The organism is Streptomyces sp. NPDC002623, from assembly GCF_053592635.1.
Map to the genome: position 1 here is coordinate 65,143 of NZ_JBSFWB010000026.1, position 18,639 is coordinate 83,781.

Consider the following 18,639-nt stretch of genomic DNA (forward strand, 5'->3'; position numbering starts at 1 on the left):
CGAACACCGCCCCGGGCGAGACCTGTTGAGAGGTATGCGTCAGATCACTTGGTGGTGAGGTAGGCGCGCTCGATCGTCTGGACCAGGGTGTTGCCCGAGTCGTCGGTCAGCTCGGCCCGCAGGGAGACGGAGCCGGGCTCGGCCGGGTGCTCCAGCGACAGATGCGTGCCGTCGACGGCCTCGGCCGACTGCCAGGTGGCGCCTTCGTCGTAGGAGACCTCGAAGGCGAGCTTCGCGGGCTGTCGGCCGGCCGCCGCGCCCTCGATGGTGAAGGGCACCTCGAACCGCTCGCCCGCCTTCGCCGTGCTGGACAGCGTCAGTTCGGGGGAGAAGCGGATCACCGACACCGGCAGTGCGGCCGGCTCGTCCTCCGGCGTCTTGGCGGAGCGGAAGGTCCACTCCGCCCTGACGCGAGTGCTGACCGACGAGAGCCCCGGATCACGGGAGCTGTCCAGGGTCAGCTTGTACGTACCGGCCTGGTCGGGAACGGTGACCTCGGTGATGCTGCCGGACGGGGACGAGCTGAGCGGGATCTCCTCGCCGTCGAGTTGGAGCGAGCTCTGGGCCGAGGCGGGTCCGCCGCCGCTGTCGTAGTGTCCGGCGCCGTCGCCGAACAGCGGCAGAAAGGCCGTGATGACGTTCCCGGACCGCTCGATACCGGGCTTCCCCGTCGCCACGGAGCCCACGGAGCCCGCGGCACCGCCCAGGGCCGGGCCGAAGACGCCGACGTTGAACCGCTCGGTGTGGCTCTGGCCGGCCTGCCAGGTCCTGGGCGTGCCGTGGAGCAAGTACTCGAACTCGCCCTCACCGCTGCTCTGTTGCAGGTCGAAGGACCACTTGACGCCGTTGTCGAGGATGTATTCCGTCGTGCGCAGCGGCAGTTTCCCGGTCAGCAGGCTGTAGCGGCCGAAGAGGTCCCCGTCGGGCATATGGGAGTTCACGGCCATCTGGACCTCCTTGTCCGCGGCGGGTGCGCCTGCCTGGAAGTCGACCTTGGCGAGCTGTTCCTGCTCCACCTTCGTGGCGAAGCCGCCAAGGTCGCCGCGGCGGACCCAGGAAAGGTGGTAGGTGACCGGCCTGCCGTCGTCGTCCTGGGTTGTCCAGTCACCGGAGTACTGGGCGAACGCGGCTTCGGCGGGCACCTCGGGGCCGAGTTGCCCGAACCGCATGCCCTCGAAGGTCGGGAGCCAGTACCCGTTCGTGTTCTTGGGCATCCACGCGGCCCGTTCGTAGCGGAACGCGACGGTGGCCTCGGTGTTCTCGGCCGTCGCGTCGGGCACGGTGATGTCCAACGGCTGTGCCTGCCGGGCGTCGACGGTGACGGTGGTGTCCTTGTCCAGGGTCAGCTTCGGCTGCATCAGCACGGACTGGGTGGAGGACGTGAAGTCGGGGTGGATCACACCGGTGAGGCCGTAGTCGCCCTTGGGCAGCCGTACCGTGAGTTCGCCGTCCGCCGCGTCGGTGTACCGGTTGTAGAAGTCCCTGTCGAGGGCCATCACGGTGGTGACGGCGTCGCTGGTCGGCGCGCCGTTCTCGTCGATGTGCTTCAGCGTCAGGTCGAACGACTCGACCTCGCGCTGCACCCCCACGGCGGTGCGCACCGCGACCTTGTCGTCCGCCGAGACGGCCGACACCGAGCCGCCGAACGTGCCGTCGGCGCTGCCGGAACGGGTGTCCGCGGTCACGTCGACGCCGGCCTTGCCGCCCGCCGGGACGGTGAGCCGCTGCGGGGACACCGAGAACATGCCCTCGGCCGCCGGCTTGCCGTCCACCGAGAAGGCGTCGACGGAGAGGTCCAGGGTGACCGGCTCCGTACCGAGGTTCTCGTAGGTGAGCTGCTTGGTCACCGGTTCGTCGTCGCCGTGCGGCCACTGCTGCGCGCCGAAGTTGATCGGCCCCTGCTCGGCGACTACACCCTGCGCCAGCGCCCGTACGAGATCCGTACGGCCGGTGCCCTGCTGGAAGGAGCTGTACGTGCCCGGCTCGGCGGATGCCGTGAGGACCGCCTTGATGCGCTCACCGGTCCAGTCGGGGTGCTGCTGGGCGAGGATGGCGGCGGCGCCCGCCACATGCGGGGTCGCCATGGACGTGCCGCCGATGGTGATGTACCCGGGTGCCGGGGACGGCTTCGAGCGTTCCAGGACGCTGCCGGCGGCCGCGGCGGCCGAGATGGCCACACCGGGCGCGGTCAGGTCGGGCTTGACCCCGCCGTCACCGACACGCGGGCCACGGCTGGAGAAGTCGCCGAGCGCGTCGGACTTGTCGACCGCGCCGACGGTGAGCGCGGCCTCGGCGCTGCCGGGCGAGCCGACGGTCTCCTCGCCGAACTCGCTGTCGAGACCCTCGTTGCCGGCCGCGATGACGAAGAGCGTGTCGGACTCGGCGGAGAGCCGGTTGACCGCCTCCTCCGTCGGGTCGATGCCGGGAAAGTCCGTGCCGCCGAGGCTGAGGTTGACGACGTCGGCGCCCTGCGCCACCGCCCACTCCATGCCCGCGATGATGGCGGAGTCCGAACCCCAGCCGCCGTCGTCGAGGACCTTGCCGTTCAGGAGCTTCGCGCCGGGGGCGACACCTTTGTATGTGCCGCCGGACTTGGCGCCCGTCCCGGCCGCGATGGACGCCACGTGCGTGCCGTGGCCGAACTTGTCGGCGGTGCCGGACTCGGAGGCGGTGAAGTCCTGCTCGGCGACGACCTGGCTCGCGAGATCGGGGTGGTTCGTGTCGATCCCGGTGTCCAGCACGGCGACCTTGACGCCGGTGCCGTCGTAACCGGCGGCCCAGGCGGTCGGCGCGCCGATCTGTGGGACGCTCTTGTCGAGGCTGGCCTTGCGCCGCCCGTCGAGCCACACCTTCTCCACCGCGGTCGAGGCGGTGAACGCGTCGGCGCCGGTATCGGTCACGGCGTCCCAGAAGTCGGTGCCGCGCTTCTTGACGGACCGCATCGCCTTCCCGTTGACGGCGGGCAGCGCACGGCCCATCCGGGCCCCGGCCCCGGTGAACGGGGACATCGAGGGCGCCTTCTTCCCTCGGAAGGTGACGATCAGCGGTACGTCGGTACGGCCCGCGTCGTCGTACCCGTCCGCGACCAGCTGGGTGACGTCGAACAGCCGGGCGTCCAACTTGCCCTGTGCCAGCAGCAGTTCGGCGTCACCGGGTACCACCCGGGTGTGTCCGTCGACCGCCTGGACGGAGAACGGCACCCGCTCCCGGCCCTCCGCCCGCACCACACCGGTGAACCTTCCGGCACCGTCCACCGTGACCTGGTCACCGGTGATCAGGGTCACCGTCTTCAGCGGACCGGACCGGGAACTCCCGGTGGCCGATGTACCGGCCGGGGCCCCCTGGGCGACCTCGCTGGGGAGGGCGGTCAGCAGCAGGGCGGTGGTGGCCAGCCCCGCCGCCGCGACCATCGCGCCTTTTCGTCTCGCGCCTAACTCCACCTGAGATTTCCTCTCGGTTCGTGACTGCTCGTTCGTGATTGCTCGTTCGTGATGGGGCGTTCGTGATGGGGCGTTCGCGGTATTGGTCGTCACCGTTCGAGGGACGTGCGGTCCCCCATCACGATCACCGGGTGCAGCGCGGGGTCGAGTGCGAGCAGCAGTTCCTTCATGTGCTGCTTCGCCAGGCTCACGCAGCCGTGGGTGGGGCCCCCGTGGTCGACGTGCAGCCAGATGCCGCCGCCACGGTTCGTGCCGAGCGGGCGGGTCCAGTCGAGCGGGGAGGTGCCCGGCTCGCGGTTGTAGTCGATCGCGACCACGTAGTCGAAGGAGCCGGCGAGCGGCTCGCCCTCGAATCCGGTGCCGCCGATGGTGAAGCTGCCGGACCGGTCGTAGGGCAGCTTCGTGCCCGGGTCGGCGAGCAGTCCGCCCGCGTCGCTGAGGGTGAACACGCCGATGGGCGAGTGCAGATCGCCCGCGTAGTGGTCGTCGGTCCAGCCCTTGAGCGCGTTGTGGGCGGCCCAGGTGCGCCCGGCGGTCCAGCCGCTGTCGGCGGTGCGGCGCTCGTACAGCACCACCTGCGACTGCGAGGAGTCCTTGTCCTTCCCGGTGACGATCAGGACCTGCCGGGCGGTGTCGGGGACCTCGGCCAGCGTCCGGGGGCCGAGGCCCGGCAGGTCGGCCGGGGCGGAAGGGCTCGGGGCCGGGGTTCCGGCGGCCGTGCCCGTCTCGCCTGCCGGGCTCGGCCCGGATCCGACGGGACCCGTGGCGGGAGCCGTTTCGGGAGCCGTGGCGGGAGCCGTGGCGGGAGCCGTTTCGGGCGCGACAGCCTGGACGTCCTGCGCACCGGCGGCGGCCGAGGGGACGCTCGCCGCCGTCCCGGCGTCGGGGCCGCCGCACCCGGCCAGGGCGAGGGCCAGGGCCAGAACCGCGACAGGAACAGGCAGACGGGAGCCTGCGGAAGAAAGGAAGAGGTGCCTCATCGCGCCGAACCCGCCGTCCACTCGCTCCACGGCATGTTCCAGCCGTTGAGTCCGTTGTCGGCGGCGATCACCTTGTCGTCGGAGTTCTTCACCACGACCACGTCGCCGATGAGGGAGTTGGCGTAGAACCAGGCGGCGTCCTGGCCGGAGTCGCCGCCGCCCTTGGTGTCATTGAGCCCCACGCAGCCGTGGCTGATGTTGGACCGGCCGAAGACGGAGTCGTCCCCCCAGTAGTTGCCGTGGATGAAGGTGCCCGAGGTGGACAGCCGCATGGCGTGCGGGACGTCGGGGATGTCGTACTGGCCGGCGAAACCGACCGTGGCGCCGTTCATCCGCGTCGAGATCAGTTTCTCGGAGATGACCATCTGCCCGTTCCAGGTGGGCGAGGAGGCAGCGCCCGCGGTGATCGGTATGTTCCGCACGGTGGCGCCGTCCCGGACGACCTTCATGGTGTGCGCGGCGGCGTCCACGGTGGACACCTGACTGCGCCCGACCTTGAACCGAAGGGTCTTGTCCTGTTCGCCGTACGCGTCGGCGGCTCCCTTCACTCCGGCTAGGCGGATCCTGACGGTGACCGTGGAGTCGGGCTTCCAGTAGTCCTGCGGACGGAAGTCGAGGCGCTGCCCGCCGAACCAGTGGCCCACGACGGTCTGTCCGCTGTCGGCGCTGACCTCGACGGCGGACTCGACGGCCTTCTTGTCGGTGATCGGTTTGTCGAAGGTGATCGAGACCGGCATGCCCACGCCCACCGTGGAGCCGTTCTCCGGGGTGTAAGTGCCCGTGAACCGGTCGGCCTCGGCAAGGGTCTTGAACGTCACGGCCTTGGTCGTGCGGTGGCCGTCGGCGCCGGTGGCCACGGCGGTCAACCGGTAGGTCGTCCCGTGCTTCAGTTCACCCGAGGGAGCCCAGCTCTTCTTGTCCGGGGACCGTTCGCCCGACACCGCCCGGCCGTCCGCGGTGGACAGGGACACCTCGGTGATCGTGCCCCCTTCGACCGTGACCCGGCCTCCGACGGTGACCGGGACATGCTCCTGCCCGTCGCCGGCCTGCAGTTCCAGCCGGGGCCCCGGCGCCGCCCCGGCAGCCTGCACCGGGGTCTTCGCCGCGTCCCCGACGGGGCTCTTCGCATCCGACGCCCCGGTGCTGCAGCCGACCAGCAGGCACACCGAGACCGACAGCAGCGCCAGGGCGGACCGGGACGGGAGGGTGCGGCCCGGGCCCGGGCCCGACGCGGACGCCGCTGCCGGGGCCGGGGCGGGGGCCGGGCATATGTGATGTGTGGATGATCCATCGTGCATGGGGCCAGCGTGGAGCGCGGATATCAGGAAGTTGTCAGGGTGTGGGATGAACCGCACGAGGTCCGTGCGCTGAGCTGACGCCGCCCCAGCACCGCTAGATGATCGATTCCAAGGGATCAGTGGTCATAGGCGGTCAGTGAGCGCAGAATGGGCTGTCTGTCTGTCTGTCTGTCTGTCTGGTGTGATCGTTGTGCCAGATCGCGGCGGTTATTGCGAGGGTTCGCTGCATGACGCGGGCGATGAAACCGCCGGGGGTGCGTCCTCGGTGCTGTTCGAGGTCGAGTTGGGCCTTTGGCTCACGAAGCCTGGCTTGGGAATTCACCCACCGGGTGCGATGCGATAGGTTCCCGGTGTCTGGCCCATGGTGCGGCTGAACGTGTCGATGAACGCACTGGTCGTGGCCCATCCGCACCGGCGTCCCGTTTCACTGACGCTTGCTCCTTCCGCCAGCAGCACCATGGCGTGAAACACCCGGACGTTGGTCCTCCATTGTGGATAGGTCATGCCGAACTCGTTCCTGAACAGCCGGGCCAGGGTGCGCTCGCTCACGCCGATGCTCCGCGCGAGCCAGGCGGCGGTCCGCGGCTGTCGCAGGTCGCCGGTCACCAGCGCGCACGCCTGCCGCAGCAGGGAGTTGTCGGGGGTGGGCAGCGTCAACGGCTCCACGAGGGCTCGCCGCAGCCGGTCGCGCAGGACGGCGCGCAGGTGGCGTGCCTCCTGCTGCGGGAGGGACGGTTCACTGCACGCGATGATCAGTTCGCGCACGAGGTTGTCCACGGCCACAACGACCGGCGCCCGGGACCTCAGCAGGACGTCGTGGGCGGCGAAGCCGAGCGTGTGCACGGAACTGTGTCCGTGCACCCGGTGCTGATGCCAGATGCCCGCCGGAATCCACACGGCGCGCGCCCTGGACGCCACCCAGGATGCCTCGCCCGTCTGCACCGCCAGCACACCGGCGCTGACGTAGAGAAGCTGGTGATAGCCGTGCTGGTGGCGGCCGATGGCCTCACCCGCGAGGTGGGCGTGCGTGGTGTCCCTGGGCTCCGCCGCCTCCTCCGTCTGACTGTTTTCCGACATACGACGGCAGATTAACGGAAGCGGTACACCGCGCGGTCCTGCCAGCGTGGTGACCATGCCCACGACATCCCACACCCCGCGCGATCTTCCTCCCACGGCCCCGCCCGCACTGAAGGCCCGGCTGGTCTCCGGTCTGCGCGGTATCGCCCTCGACACCCGCCCGCTGACGCACCCTGTCTTCCGTCGCCTGCTGATCGGGCAGGGTGCGGCATACATCGGGACCATGGTCACCGGCGTCACCATCCCGGTACAGGTGTACGCGCTGACGCGGTCGTCGCTGTTCGTGGGGCTGACGGGGCTGGCCGGCCTCGTACCGCTCGTGGTCTTCGGCCTGTACGGCGGCGCCATCGCCGACCGGTTCGACCGCCGTACGGTCTACCTGGCATCAGCCTGCCTCACCTGGGCCATCACCATCGCCCTGCTGTTCCAGGCGCTCGCCGATCTGCGCTCGGTGCCCCTCATCCTCGCTCTCGTCGCTGTCCAGGCCGGCGCCTTCGCCGTGTCGTCCGCCGCCCGCGGCGCGATCATTCCCCGCATCGTTCCCACCCCGTTGGTACCCGCCGCGAACACGCTGTACTTCACCGTCGGCAATGTCGGGCAGGTCGCCGGTCCCCTTGTGGCGGGCCTCCTGATCTCGCTGCCGAACGGCTACTGCTGGGCCTACGGCGCCGACGCCGTGCTGTTCTCCGTGCTGCTTTACTCGGCCGTTGGCCTGCCCCCGATCCTGCCGACCGGCTCGGGGGCCCGCACCGGCGGGCTGCGCTCGGTCTTCGACGGGCTGCGGTTCATCGCCGCCGCCCCCGTGCTCTGGATGTCCTTCGCGGTCGACATCGCGGCGATGACGCTGGCCATGCCGACCGCCCTGTTCCCGGAAGCGGCACAGCTGCGCTTCGGCGGAGGGGTGGGACTGTTGTACTCGGCCATCGCCATCGGGTCGGTCGCAGCGGGGCTGTTCAGCGGATGGATCGGACGAGTGCGCCGCCAAGGCCGGGCGCTGGCGATCGCCGTCACCGCCTGGGCGGCGGCCATCGCCCTCGCGGGCACCGTCCACCACCTCCTCGCGGCCGCAGCCCTGTTGGCCGCTGCCGGAGCGGCGGACCTCGTCAGCGCGGTCTACCGCGAGACGATTCTGCAGACCTACGCACCGGACGCCATGCGCGGCCGGCTGCAAGGCGTCTTCACCGTCGTCGTCGCCGGCGGTCCGCGCCTCGGAGACCTACGTGCCGGCGCCATGGCCTCCGCCACCGGTCTCGGTGTCGCGTGGACAGGCAGTTCACTGCTCTGCATGATCGTCGTCATCGTCGGCGCACTGCTTGTCCGACCGTTCTGGCGCTACACCGTCACCCCGGCACAACCGCCATCCCCACCGACGCGTCCCGAAGCCGCACACCAGCCATAGAACTGGCGCATCACGGCCGTCCCTCGTTCGTTCACCCGGAGATCCACACTAAACCGCCAGGATGATCGGCCCAAGATCGACGAGCCGGAGAGCCCGGCCGGGACTGGGCTGGGCCTGTCCGCCGCCTCTCCCGAGCCGCACACCGCGGCCGTGATCGCGGACCGGTTCGACCGGATGACATGGCGCGACACCTACGAGCAGTCGGCCGGACTGCGCGATCTCGCCGAGAAGTTGAGCAGACGCGACAACTACACCACCGACCTCCTCACCGACGTGTTCCTGGCTGCGTACAAGGTCAGGCCGCGGTTGCGCAAGCGCGCGGAAATGGACCTCTCCCAGCTGGTCAACCACCAGGTCGTCACCTCACTGGTGGAATCACCGGAGTTCGCCGAGCTGCGCCGGGAGACGGCCGGCGACCCCTACGCAGCCGCCATGGCCGTGCTCGCCCAGGCCGCCGCACTGCGCCGGATGCTGGAACGCACGCGGGATGCCCGGCAACGGGCCGAGCAGGCGAAGAAGGCACAGCAGGACGCCGAAGTCGCGGCGACCGCAGTATGCGAGGCGCTGCAACAGGCCGCCGACGAAGCCGACGAGGACGGCACCGTGTCGCCCCCCGACCGCCGCTGCCGTACAACAGGCGGTCGAGGCCGCGCAGGACGCCGCGCGGCCTCGACCGCCCAGGACGCCGTGCAGGCCCTCGCTGCGGCGGCCCCCGGCGTCCGTGCCGCCGCACGGAACGCGGTGGCAAAGGCCGCCGAGGCCGTGCGGGAGGAGGCCGCCCTGATGCGGGCGTGGGGCGTTGCTCCCGGCCGGCTGGAGCGGATGCCCTTCGACCAGCGCGCCCGGCTCGCCGAGCGACTGCGCTCCGGCCATCTCACCCAGTGGGCCGAGCTGATCAGCCGCTTCCGGCAGATGGCCGGCGGTGAACGCGCCCGCAAGGTGGAGCACGCCACCGGGGAACTGGTCGGCGTCACGCTGGGCGACGACCTCTCCCGCGTCTTCCGCGTGATCTGACCCGGCCTCCTCTCCCCCCGACCGCAGTGAGGGCCGTCGGGGCGTCGGATACGCGCCGGCTCGGGCGGCAGTCGGGCTCGGCCTCTTCGGCTCATGTTCTGCCGCGGCCGGTACCGGTACTGGTACCGGCACCGGGAGGCAACCAGCGGGTTCTTGCCGGCACATCAACGGCGCACATGATGTGACGTGCTTCACATCGGCGGCCTGTCACGTCCGGTGGAGGTCGCCTGTCCCATGGGCGTCACCGACACCGAAGTCGGTGCCCTACCTTGGGAGTTCCGATGAACAACGGCCACCGCATCGTCGTCCTCGGCGCCGGCTACACAGGCATGTTCAGCGCCATCCGGCTGGCGCACCGCACTCGCCGGACCGGCGTGAAGATCACCTTGGTCAACCCCTCGAGCCGGTTCGTCGAGCGGCTGCGGATGCACCAGATCGCCGCCGGGCAGGAGCTGACCGACCATCAGATCCCCGACCTGCTCGCCGGGACCGGCGTCACGTTCGTCCAGGGCACCGCCACCGCCATCGACCCCGAGGCCCGGCAGATCACCGTCGACGGCGCCGAGAGCCTCGGGTACGACACGCTCGTCTACGCGCTGGGCAGCTCGACCGACACCGGCCAGATCCCCGGTGCCGACACCCATGCGTTCACCCTCAACAGCCCGGAGATCGCCGGTCGGTTTGCCGCGCGGCTCACCGAGGTCGCCGCGTCCGGCGGCACGGTCACCGTCTGTGGCGGCGGTCTGACCGGCATCGAGGCGGCCACCGAGATCGCCGAGAGCCACCCCGGCCTGGACGTCACGCTGATCAGCCTGGACGAGCCCGGCGGCATGATGGGCGCCAAGGCCCGCGCCTACCTCCACGGCGCGCTGGACCGCCTCGGCGTCACGCTTGAGACCGGTGCCCGCGTCACCAAGGTGCTGCCGGACGCCGTCGAACTGGACGACGGCCGACTCGTCCACTCCGACGCCTGCCTGTGGACCACCGGCGTCAAGGTGTCGCCGCTCGCTGCCGCCGCCGGGATCGCCACCGACGACCGCGGCCTCATCCTGGTCGACGCCACCCTGCGTTCGGTTTCCCACCCGGAGATCCACGCCATCGGCGACGCCGCTGCCGTCCGGCTGGCCTGGGGACAGCTTCACGGCACCTGCCAGAGCGGGCTGCCCACCGCCCAGTACACCGCCGACACCATCGCGCGGCTCGTGCGCGGCAAGGCCGTCAAGCCGTTCCGCTTCGGCTACTTCCACCAGCCGGTCAGCCTCGGCCGCCATGATGCCGTCATCCAGTTCACGAAGGCCGACGAGACCCCCCGCGGCATCCACCTCACCGGCCGGAGCGCCGTCGCGTACAAGGAGATGGTCAGCGGCAGCCCGCTCACGACCTACCGATTCAGCAAGCGCATGAACGTCACCACCATCGTCTCCAAGGGCGGCCGCGCGACCCGCAAGCCCGCGGCATGACGGGCACATCGGCTCCCAGTGTCATGATCTCGGGCCTTGCCGCCTTGGTTACGGCGCTGGCAGCATGAGCCGATGGTCGACGCCAGGGACGAGCAGGATCCGTACATCGAACACCGCAGGCTGCTGTTCGCCACCGCCTATCGCATGCTGGGCAGCGTCACCGACGCCGAGGACATCCTCCAGGACACCTGGCTGAGGTGGAGCACCGCAGACCGCGATGCGATCCGCCATCCCAAGGCCTACCTGGTGCGCACGGTCACCAACCTCTCGTTGAACCGCCTCACCTCCGCACGGGCGACCCGCGAGACCTACGTCGGGCCGTGGCTCCCCGAGCCCCTGCTGACCTCCCCCGACATCGCCGCGGAGGCCGAATTGGCCGACAGCGTGTCCACCGCGATGCTGGTCGTCCTGGAAACCCTCAGCCCAGTCGAACGGGCCGTCTTCCTGCTCCGCGAGGTCTTCGGCTACTCGCACGCCGAGATCGCCGAGACCCTTGAGCGCTCCGAGCCGACGGTCCGCCAGATCGCCCACCGCGCACGTGAGCACGTCCAGGCCCGCCGTCCACGCTTCGACACCGACGAGAACGCGCGTCGGCAGGTCACCGCCCAGTTCCTGGAGGCCTGCGCGGGCGGCGACCTGAATGCCGTCATGGAGTTGCTCGCCCCCGAGGTCACCTCCTGGTCCGACGGCGGCGGCAAGGTCACCGCCGCCCGCCGCCCTCTCCACGGCGTCGACCACGTCGCGCGCTGGTTGGTGGGTTTCCTGGCCAAGCCCGAACTGGCCGACCTGACCATGGAGCCGGCCGTCATCAACGGAGAGCTGGGCGTCCTGGCCACCCTCGGCGGACACACGGTCGGCGCCCTCTCGTTCGACCTCGTCGACGGCCGCATCCAGAACCTGCGCTTCCAGGTCAACCCCGAAAAGCTCAGCGGCCTGACCCCCGACAACGGCTTGGCGCTGCCGTGAAGCGTCCGATCCTGAAGCATTAACGGCGGGCCCTGGACCGGGACGAACCGTCCAGGGCGGGGCGCAGCCCGTCACCGACGACGCCGACGCCGACGCCGACGCCGACGCCGAAAGCGCCCTTGGCGAAGCCGAATCGCCCGGACCCTTCACTGGCAGGCGAACCGACCCCAGTTGACGCAGGGCCCAGCATCGGCCTGGCAGAGAAGACTTGCTGGCCGATCTCCGTCTCCGAACAAGCACCGCGTCGACGCCGAGCACGCCCCGTTCCAGGGCGCGCCCGCTCCTGGGTCCCGCCCCGCGCGAAGGCGTGGCCGATTGTCGGCAGGGGCAGACATTGACGAGTCGGGGCGACCTTGTACTCCTTTCCGCGCGTGCCGGCCCGCAAAGAAGCCAAGATCAGGGCCCCGGTCACGGAAACGCCGTGACCGGGGCCCCAGGATCAGCTACCGCGGAGCGTGCCGACCGCCGCTAGTTCCGGTACCGGAACACGATCCGGCCGCGCGTCAGGTCGTACGGCGGGAGCTCCAGCAGCACCCGGTCTTCCAACATGATCTTGATGTAGTTCTTGCGGATCCTCCCGCTGATGTGCGCGAGCACGTGGTGGCCGTTCTCGAGCTCCACGGTGAACATGGCGCTGCGCAGGCACTCGACGACCTTGCCCTCGACTTCGATGACGTTCTTGTTCTTCGTCATCGCACCAGCTCCAGGTTGCTGCTCATCGGCCGGGCGCCGATGCCCTCGAACAGCGCCGAGGCCGCTTGGTTGGACTCGTGGACTTCGGCCCAGGCCGCGGCGAACCCGGAGCGGTGCAGCGTCCCCAGCGTGTGGGCCAGCAGCGCCCGTGCGATGCCGCGGCGCTGCTCGCCGGCCCGGACCGCGACCAGCCCGATGCGTGGCCGCTTCACCGTCACCACCCGGATCAGACCCAGGTAGCGGTCCGCTGCCGCAGCCACCGCGTACTTCGACGGGTCGACGATGGTGTCGCCTTCGGGGCGGGGAATCACCTCCGCGGGCATCGACTGCCACCCGACGGTCGCCTCGACTTCGTCGCGGATCGCGCGGTCCACCGCCCGCAGCAGACTCTCGTCCGTCTGACCGGCGGGCACGATCGTCACACCCGAAGGCGGCAGGACCGCTTCGAGCCCTGTGACCCGCGGGTCGGTCGGTACGACGTACTCCCACTCGCGGCGCCGGACCGTGAACCCGGCCCGCCGCCAGCCGGCCGTCAGCTCGACGTCGGCTTCGTCGACCACCGTGTACAGCGGCGTCGGCAGTTCCGCCAGCATCGCCTCGGCGAGCCGGTCGAAGGCGGCGTGGTGCCAGGCATCGATGCTGACGAACAAGCGTCCGTCGGGCCGGTGCTGCGCATGCCCACGGCCGACCACCAGGTCGTCATCCAGTGCATGCCATTGCCTGTCCGCGACGCGCGTGATCATCACCGCGTTCTCGCTCAGGCCAGACGTGAAAGGCTTCGTGTTCATCGGAGTCTCCCTCCAGGAGTGCCTCGATCTCAGGCGCTCCTGGCGACACCGAACGTCAGCCGCCGGACCGTGACGGGTTGAGGGAGCACCCACGGGTAACTGTGTTCACGGGGGCTCACCTCCATACGACGACTTCACGATCCACCGCGAAAATAGCAACGGCGGCCGCGTCGCTCAACTCATTTCTATGAGCGCGTAACGCGATCACTCTCCGGTCGTGTGTCAAGCCCTGCAGCCCATGCAGTCCATACAGCCCGTACCTGGCACGCACCGCTCACGCGCCTCCGGTTGCGTCCCAACTCGGCCAACTATGCCGCCAGTTATGACTGAAAACACCAGTAACTCCGGCACAACCATCCGAAGGCCCAGCCCGTCACATAAGGCAGGAGCAACCAACTCCTAAGCACACAAGGGGGAAATATGCGCTTTACTCACTCCATGCTGGGCGCAGCCGCACTGGCCGCTCTCGCGGTGGGGGCCACCACCGCTCTGGCGGCGCCCGCCTCCGCCGCGCCGAACACCACCCCGCAGAAAGTCTGCGGGAGCGGCTACAAGACCGTGAACTCCGCCGCCGTCGGCTCGCTGGGCACCGTCTACCTCGCCTACAACTCCACCAACGGCAACAACTGCGTCGTCACCATCCGCAACAACCCCGGTACCGCCCTGGACATGTCCGCCTGGATCTACGTCCCCGAGACCAACGAAGGCGACGACGACTCCGGGCGCTACACGTCCTACGCAGGACCCTCCTACGTCATCGGCAAAGGCCTCTGCGTCGACTGGGGCGGCTCCATCGCCAACACCTATGTACAGGTGATCGGCTCCAACTGCGGCTCCCGCGCGGAACACCGGACCACGTACACCCGCTGACCCACCCGGCGGACCGCTGGCCCCCGCCCTGGTGGCGCAGGGCACCGCGGAAGGCCGTAACGATCCGAATCGCCCTGGCGGAGCCCACCCGGCTCCGCCAGGGCGACCATGCACCCTCGGCAGGCCCGCCTGCCACCGGGGCCCCGCCCCAGGTCAGGGCCGACGCCGCACGAACCCGACGCGCCCCATGGGGGATCAGGGATGACGTCGTTCGGGAAGTCCGTGCTCCGCCGCCCTGATGATCTCGGCGCGCAGCCGGTCGCAGTCGGCCATCTCGTGCGCGTACAGATCGGGGTTGAGATCGGCGAGCGGGGCGAGGCACTTCTCGGAGGCCGCCACCTCGCGCAGCGCCTCGTCGAAGGCGCCCGTCCAGGGGAGGGTGTCCGCGAGATTGAAGTGGCAGGTCGCGATGGCGAGCGCATGCTGGTCGGGCTCGGTGTGCGGCTCCGCCTCGCGGGTCAGCTCCAGTGCCTTGTACAGGTGGGGCAGGGCTTCGCGCTGATGGCCCATCCGGGAGAGCACACCGCCGTACCGGGCGAGGACGTTGGCCAGGGCGGACCGGTCGGTGGGCAGGCCGCACACGTCGAGGAGTACCTGCCGGAGGGCGACCGCCTGACCGAGCAGGCCCTCCGCCTGGCCCATCTGCCCGGCCTGCAGACTTTCCTGAGCCTGGGCTTCGAGTTGCGCTGCCACGCGGTCGCCGTGCTGCTCAGGGTCGCGACGGACCAGGTGGCGGCGGACGAGCATCACCCGACGGATCGTCGAGCGCGCCGACCGGTGCCGACCGAGGGCGAAGTAGAGGTCGACGGCGACGGAAAGCAGGGCGGCGTACTCGCCCAGGTGGTCGCCCGGGAACTTCTTGATGTCGCGGTCGTAGCTGCGGACGGCCCGGTCGACGAGTCGCTTCGCCCTGCGCGAGTCACCCTGCTGATCGGGGTTCCTTCGGTCCAGGTCGATCAGGTTCTCGGCGAGCATGATCTGCGCCTGAGCCTCCACCCTTCGGCCGGAGATCTTGCGGCGGACGAGTTCGGAGCCGACCGCCAGGCACTCCTCGGCGGCCTCCCGCGCCTCGTCGAGGCGGCGCAGTTCCGCCAGGACGTTCCCGTGCTGGAGGAGGGAGCTCCAAAACAGCTCGTTCGGGGCGCCGGTGTCTGCCGCGAGGCCTCGTCGGATGGCGAGCCCACGGCGGATCGGCTCCAGCGCCTCTTCCGGTCTGCCCAGGGAGATGAGCGTCGCGCCGATGTTGTTGAGGACGACGGCCAGGGTGCCCGCGGCCACCGGGGTGGCCAGGCTCTCCGGCCTGTCGACCACGGCGAGCGCGTCGCGCAGGACGGCGAGTGCCTCCTCGTACCGATCCAGCACTCGCAGCCGGTTGGCACGGCCGACGAGGCTGCCCACAGCGTCGTAGCCGAGGGTGTCGGGCCGCTCGCCGGCCATCTGCCGCAGGGTCTGCGCGGTGGGCTCGGACAGCGTCTGGGCGGCGGCACGGAACTCGCCCTTGCGATTGAGGGTGCGTGCGAGCTCGGCCTCGGCGTCCGCGAGACGTTCGAGTACGACGGGATCGCCGCCGTCGGCAAGGGAACTGAGGAGGGTGACGCGTTGTTCCTGGAGGGGGCGTGCGGCATCCGCGTCGCCGCCACCGACGAGGACACGGGCACGCTCGCCGAGGATCTCGGCCTCGGCGGGGACCTGGTCGGCCGGGTCAAGTGTGCCGACCAGGTCGGCGGCCCGGTCCAGCACGGCCTGGGCCTCGTCGAGCTCGGCGCTCCAGCGGTGCGAGCGGGCCATCGTCAGCAGCGCGGCGAACCGTGCGGCGGGGGTGGCTTCAGCCTCGCCGGAGTCGTACAACCGCAGCGCCTCGTCACATCGGTGTACCGCCGTCCAGTGGTCCCCGGCGGCCTGCCGCCACCCCGCCTCGTGCACGAGCGCGGTGGCCCGTGGGGTCGGTGGAAGCCCCCGCGCGGCCGTGGCGGCGGTACGTGTGGCCCACCCGGCGAGCACCCGACTCCTCCCCGCACCCAGCCGGTCGAGCAGTTCCAGCAGCAACTCGGGGTCGGTGCCGGGCGCGTCGGTGAGCCGGTGCAGGGCGTCGAGGAGGGGCTCGGGGGACTCGGTGAGGGTGGTGGCCTCCATGACCGTGCCGGCGAGCGCCGGGTCACGGGCGAGGGCTTCGTCCAGGGCGCGGGCGACAGGGTCCCAGTGGCGAGGGAGTTCGGCCACGCGGGAGAGAGTGACGAGGGCGGCGAGGAGGGTGGGGGCGGCGGAGGGAGGCGGCGGAGGGGTCTCGGCCGACGTCGGCTGTCTGGTGTGGGCGGGAGGCGACTTGGGACTTCCGGCGCGCGGCGGCTGTTCGGTACGGGCCGCCGCTGACGCGGTACGGCGCTCAGCGCTCGGCGGGGCGGATCGCGACCGGGGGTTACCGGCGGGCGTCGGCTCCTCGACGCGGGACCGCCACGGCGCCGTCCCTGCCCCCGCCAACGTCAGCAACGGCAGCGTCACCAGGCTTGTGTCCGCCCGCGTCCGGTCCCCTACGTGGTACTCCCCCAGGCGGTCCGGCTGGAGGGCGCCCCAACAGCTGTCGCCCGGGGCGGGGTACATCTCGGCGAGCCAGGCCGTGCCTTGATCCACGGTCGGGGCGTCCGCCGTTCGGAAGCCGGGTGAGGAGCGCAACAGCGGGGCGGCCAGGGCGGGTTCGGCACCTGCGGTGAGGACTGCGGTGCCCACCGCGTCGGCCAGGGGTACGGGGCCTGCCTCCGTCAGTCGGGGACGGCCGGCGGCGCTGTCCTCCCAGTAGGCGCGCTCGTGCAGGAGGAGTTGCTCCTCGACCCGTAGGCCGGTGTCGTCCAGGCGGGTCGCGGGATGTGTGGCGAGGAGGTCCGTGAGCGCGGTCATGTGCAGCGTGAGGGCGGAGCCGTACTCGGGGGCGCTCACATCGCGCGGAGCGACGAGGGCGACGCGTCCCGTCCAGTCACCGGTGACGTCCCTGAGCTCCCTGGGCAGTGCCTCGGGGAGGCGCCGGGCGAGGTCGGTGAGGGCGTCGCGGTAGTGCGCGTCGCGGTCCGGTAACTCCGTCAGCGCGGGCAGTTCGCGGTGCAGGGCGTCGTAGGTCAGGTTTCTCGTCTCGCGCGTGCGGGTCCTGAGCTGGTCCCACCAGCCGCCCGTGCTGTCGCCCCTCCCCCGCGCGGTGAGCAGCAGCCGTACCGGAGGGCGGCCGTCGGGCCGTCGGTCCAGCACAGTGAGCAGGGCGGTCAGCTGGGCGATCCGCAGCTCGGCGTAGTCGGCGACCAGGATCAGTGGGCGGTCCACCTCGGCGAGCACGCCGAAGTCCTCGGCCGGGCCGCGCTCGTCCAGCCAGCCGCAGACCCAGCCGTGCCGGTCGCGCAGCCGGGTGCACAGTTCGCGGGCGAGCCGGGACTTGCCGGCGCCGCCGGGCCCGGTGAGGACGGCGAGCTGTACGCCGTCGCCTGCGCACCAGTCGTCGATCAGCTCCCCCAGCAGGTGCTCGCGGCCGTGGAAGCGGACTACCTCGGCGCGCTGGTCGAGCAGCGTCGCCGGGGAGCGGACCCGCCAGCCCGCGGCGGGCGTGACAAGGCCCCGAAGGTCGACCGGCTCCCACACGGGCGCGGCGGCGGTGTGCGAGGTGACCAGGTCCGTGAACTCCGGGTCGGCCAGCAGTGCGTACACCGGTACGGCCTCCCAGCGCGGCAGCCCCCAGCCGCTGACGTCGGTGACGACGACGCCGGTCAGCAGCGCGCCGGTGAAGAGGGCCGCGCCGGACTGGCCGCTCCACGGGGAGGGTGTGCGGCGGGCGGGGTCGGCGGGCGGCGCGCTGGCGAGTTCAACGGTGTAGCGGTGGGACAGGGCGCCGGTGCCGGGGGCGAGGGTGGCGCGCGGCTGCTGAAGATCGAGGCCGCCGTCGGACCGGCGCCCGACCTCGGGGTAACCGGCGACGTCGCAGGGCTGGTGCCGGGCAGTGACGAGCCGCCCCCAGCGGACCGGGGCGACCTGCTCGCGGACGTCTGCCTCGGCGAGGAGCAGGGCCGCGTCGACGTGAGTGGCGCCGCGCCAGACGACGGTGCAGGGTACGGCGCGACCGCCGGGCAGCTGTACGTCGCAGGCGTCCCGCCCGTCCAGTACATGACGGGCCGTCAATATCAGCCTGGAGCCCAGGAGATAGCCGGTTCCGTTGCCGCCGTACCGCTGCTCCGCACCCGGCAGCAGGACCGCGACGATTCGACTCAGTTCCATCTGTGCCCCCGTTCACCGTGCCCGCCTGTGGGCGAGTTACCGGATCAGTCCGCCCCCATCGGCCAGACCGCCCGTCGGAGCGTCGCTGTTGCCGATGTGGATGCCCTCGCCGTCCTGGTCCACCGCGCGCAGTGTGAACGCCAGCTTGTGGGCGGCGGTTTCGGATCTCACGGCCCCCGCCTCCCCGGACACGACCCACGCCTTGATGGACCCCTTCCCGCTCTGCTCGCGGCGCAGCTCGACGGTGAACTCCAGGGAGATGTCGCCGAGTTCGAAGCGCACACCGGAGTTCGCGGCGCGATCGCGGGCGGCGGTCAGCTCCGCTCGAAGGTGGTCGATGGCTTCGCCGACGGTGATGTCGTTCATGGGGCCACCGTAACGACGCACCGAGGTGGCTGTCCTCGCG

12 protein-coding genes and 1 pseudogene are annotated in these 18,639 nt (G+C 70.9%); 5 read left to right on the forward strand and 8 right to left on the reverse strand.

The genetic code is table 11. The annotated features are described in order from the left end of the window. Positions 1–44 precede the first annotated feature (44 nt). The 4 genes from ACWD4O_RS35475 to ACWD4O_RS35490 all read right to left on the reverse strand — a co-directional run bounded on the left by ACWD4O_RS35475 (position 45) and on the right by ACWD4O_RS35490 (position 6,795). On the reverse strand, positions 45–3,410 hold the full coding sequence (locus ACWD4O_RS35475; RefSeq protein ID WP_451286437.1) for a S8 family serine peptidase: 3,366 nt from the start codon (positions 3,408–3,410) through the stop codon (positions 45–47). Positions 3,411–3,529: 119 nt separating this feature from the next. After that, positions 3,530–4,420: a L,D-transpeptidase family protein gene (locus ACWD4O_RS35480; RefSeq protein ID WP_451286439.1), complete on the reverse strand. Its 891-nt coding sequence runs from the start codon at positions 4,418–4,420 to the stop codon at positions 3,530–3,532. Beyond that, positions 4,417–5,718 (reverse strand): L,D-transpeptidase, encoded by a 1,302-nt coding sequence (locus ACWD4O_RS35485; RefSeq protein ID WP_451286325.1) that lies wholly within the window; start codon positions 5,716–5,718, stop codon positions 4,417–4,419. The genes ACWD4O_RS35480 and ACWD4O_RS35485 overlap by 4 nt, the downstream gene beginning before the upstream one ends. Positions 5,719–6,036: 318 nt before the next feature. Beyond that, a complete protein-coding gene (locus ACWD4O_RS35490; RefSeq protein ID WP_451286327.1) occupies positions 6,037–6,795 on the reverse strand; it encodes an AraC family transcriptional regulator in 759 nt (252 codons plus the stop codon). Between the two features lie 55 nt (positions 6,796–6,850). On the opposite strand from ACWD4O_RS35490, the gene ACWD4O_RS35495 reads away from it, so the two are divergent. The 4 genes and pseudogenes from ACWD4O_RS35495 to ACWD4O_RS35510 all read left to right on the forward strand — a co-directional run bounded on the left by ACWD4O_RS35495 (position 6,851) and on the right by ACWD4O_RS35510 (position 11,634). After that, positions 6,851–8,194, forward strand: coding sequence for an MFS transporter (locus ACWD4O_RS35495; protein ID WP_451286329.1), 1,344 nt, complete (start codon positions 6,851–6,853; stop codon positions 8,192–8,194). 75 nt (positions 8,195–8,269) lie between these two features. After that, positions 8,270–9,193 (forward strand): annotated as a pseudogene (locus ACWD4O_RS35500) (hypothetical protein); the annotation flags it as partial. Positions 9,194–9,489: 296 nt separating this feature from the next. Further along, a complete protein-coding gene (locus ACWD4O_RS35505; protein WP_451286331.1) occupies positions 9,490–10,668 on the forward strand; it encodes an NAD(P)/FAD-dependent oxidoreductase in 1,179 nt (392 codons plus the stop codon). 72 nt (positions 10,669–10,740) lie between these two features. Beyond that, entirely contained in the window at positions 10,741–11,634 is an 894-nt protein-coding gene (locus ACWD4O_RS35510; protein WP_451286333.1) for an RNA polymerase sigma-70 factor, read from the forward strand. A gap of 468 nt (positions 11,635–12,102) precedes the next feature. Here the strand turns inward: ACWD4O_RS35510 and infA are convergent, their stop codons facing one another. Together infA and ACWD4O_RS35520 are read right to left on the reverse strand one after the other, a co-directional pair. Next, entirely contained in the window at positions 12,103–12,327 is a 225-nt protein-coding gene (gene infA, locus ACWD4O_RS35515; RefSeq protein WP_451286334.1) for a translation initiation factor IF-1, read from the reverse strand. After that, complete coding sequence (locus ACWD4O_RS35520; protein WP_451286335.1) at positions 12,324–13,115, reverse strand: GNAT family N-acetyltransferase; 792 nt, start codon at positions 13,113–13,115, stop codon at positions 12,324–12,326. The genes infA and ACWD4O_RS35520 overlap by 4 nt, the downstream gene beginning before the upstream one ends. Positions 13,116–13,535: 420 nt before the next feature. Here ACWD4O_RS35520 and ACWD4O_RS35525 point away from each other — a divergent pair, with 420 nt between their 5' ends. Next, the gene (locus ACWD4O_RS35525) at positions 13,536–13,985 is read left to right on the forward strand and encodes a spore-associated protein (RefSeq protein WP_451286337.1); all 450 of its coding nucleotides are present in this window, start codon (positions 13,536–13,538) and stop codon (positions 13,983–13,985) included. A gap of 195 nt (positions 13,986–14,180) precedes the next feature. Here ACWD4O_RS35525 and ACWD4O_RS35530 read toward each other — a convergent pair whose 3' ends face one another. Together ACWD4O_RS35530 and ACWD4O_RS35535 are read right to left on the reverse strand one after the other, a co-directional pair. After that, positions 14,181–18,233 (reverse strand): tetratricopeptide repeat protein, encoded by a 4,053-nt coding sequence (locus ACWD4O_RS35530; protein ID WP_451286339.1) that lies wholly within the window; start codon positions 18,231–18,233, stop codon positions 14,181–14,183. 36 nt (positions 18,234–18,269) lie between these two features. Then, positions 18,270–18,599: a trypco2 family protein gene (locus ACWD4O_RS35535; RefSeq protein WP_451286341.1), complete on the reverse strand. Its 330-nt coding sequence runs from the start codon at positions 18,597–18,599 to the stop codon at positions 18,270–18,272. Positions 18,600–18,639 lie beyond the last annotated feature (40 nt).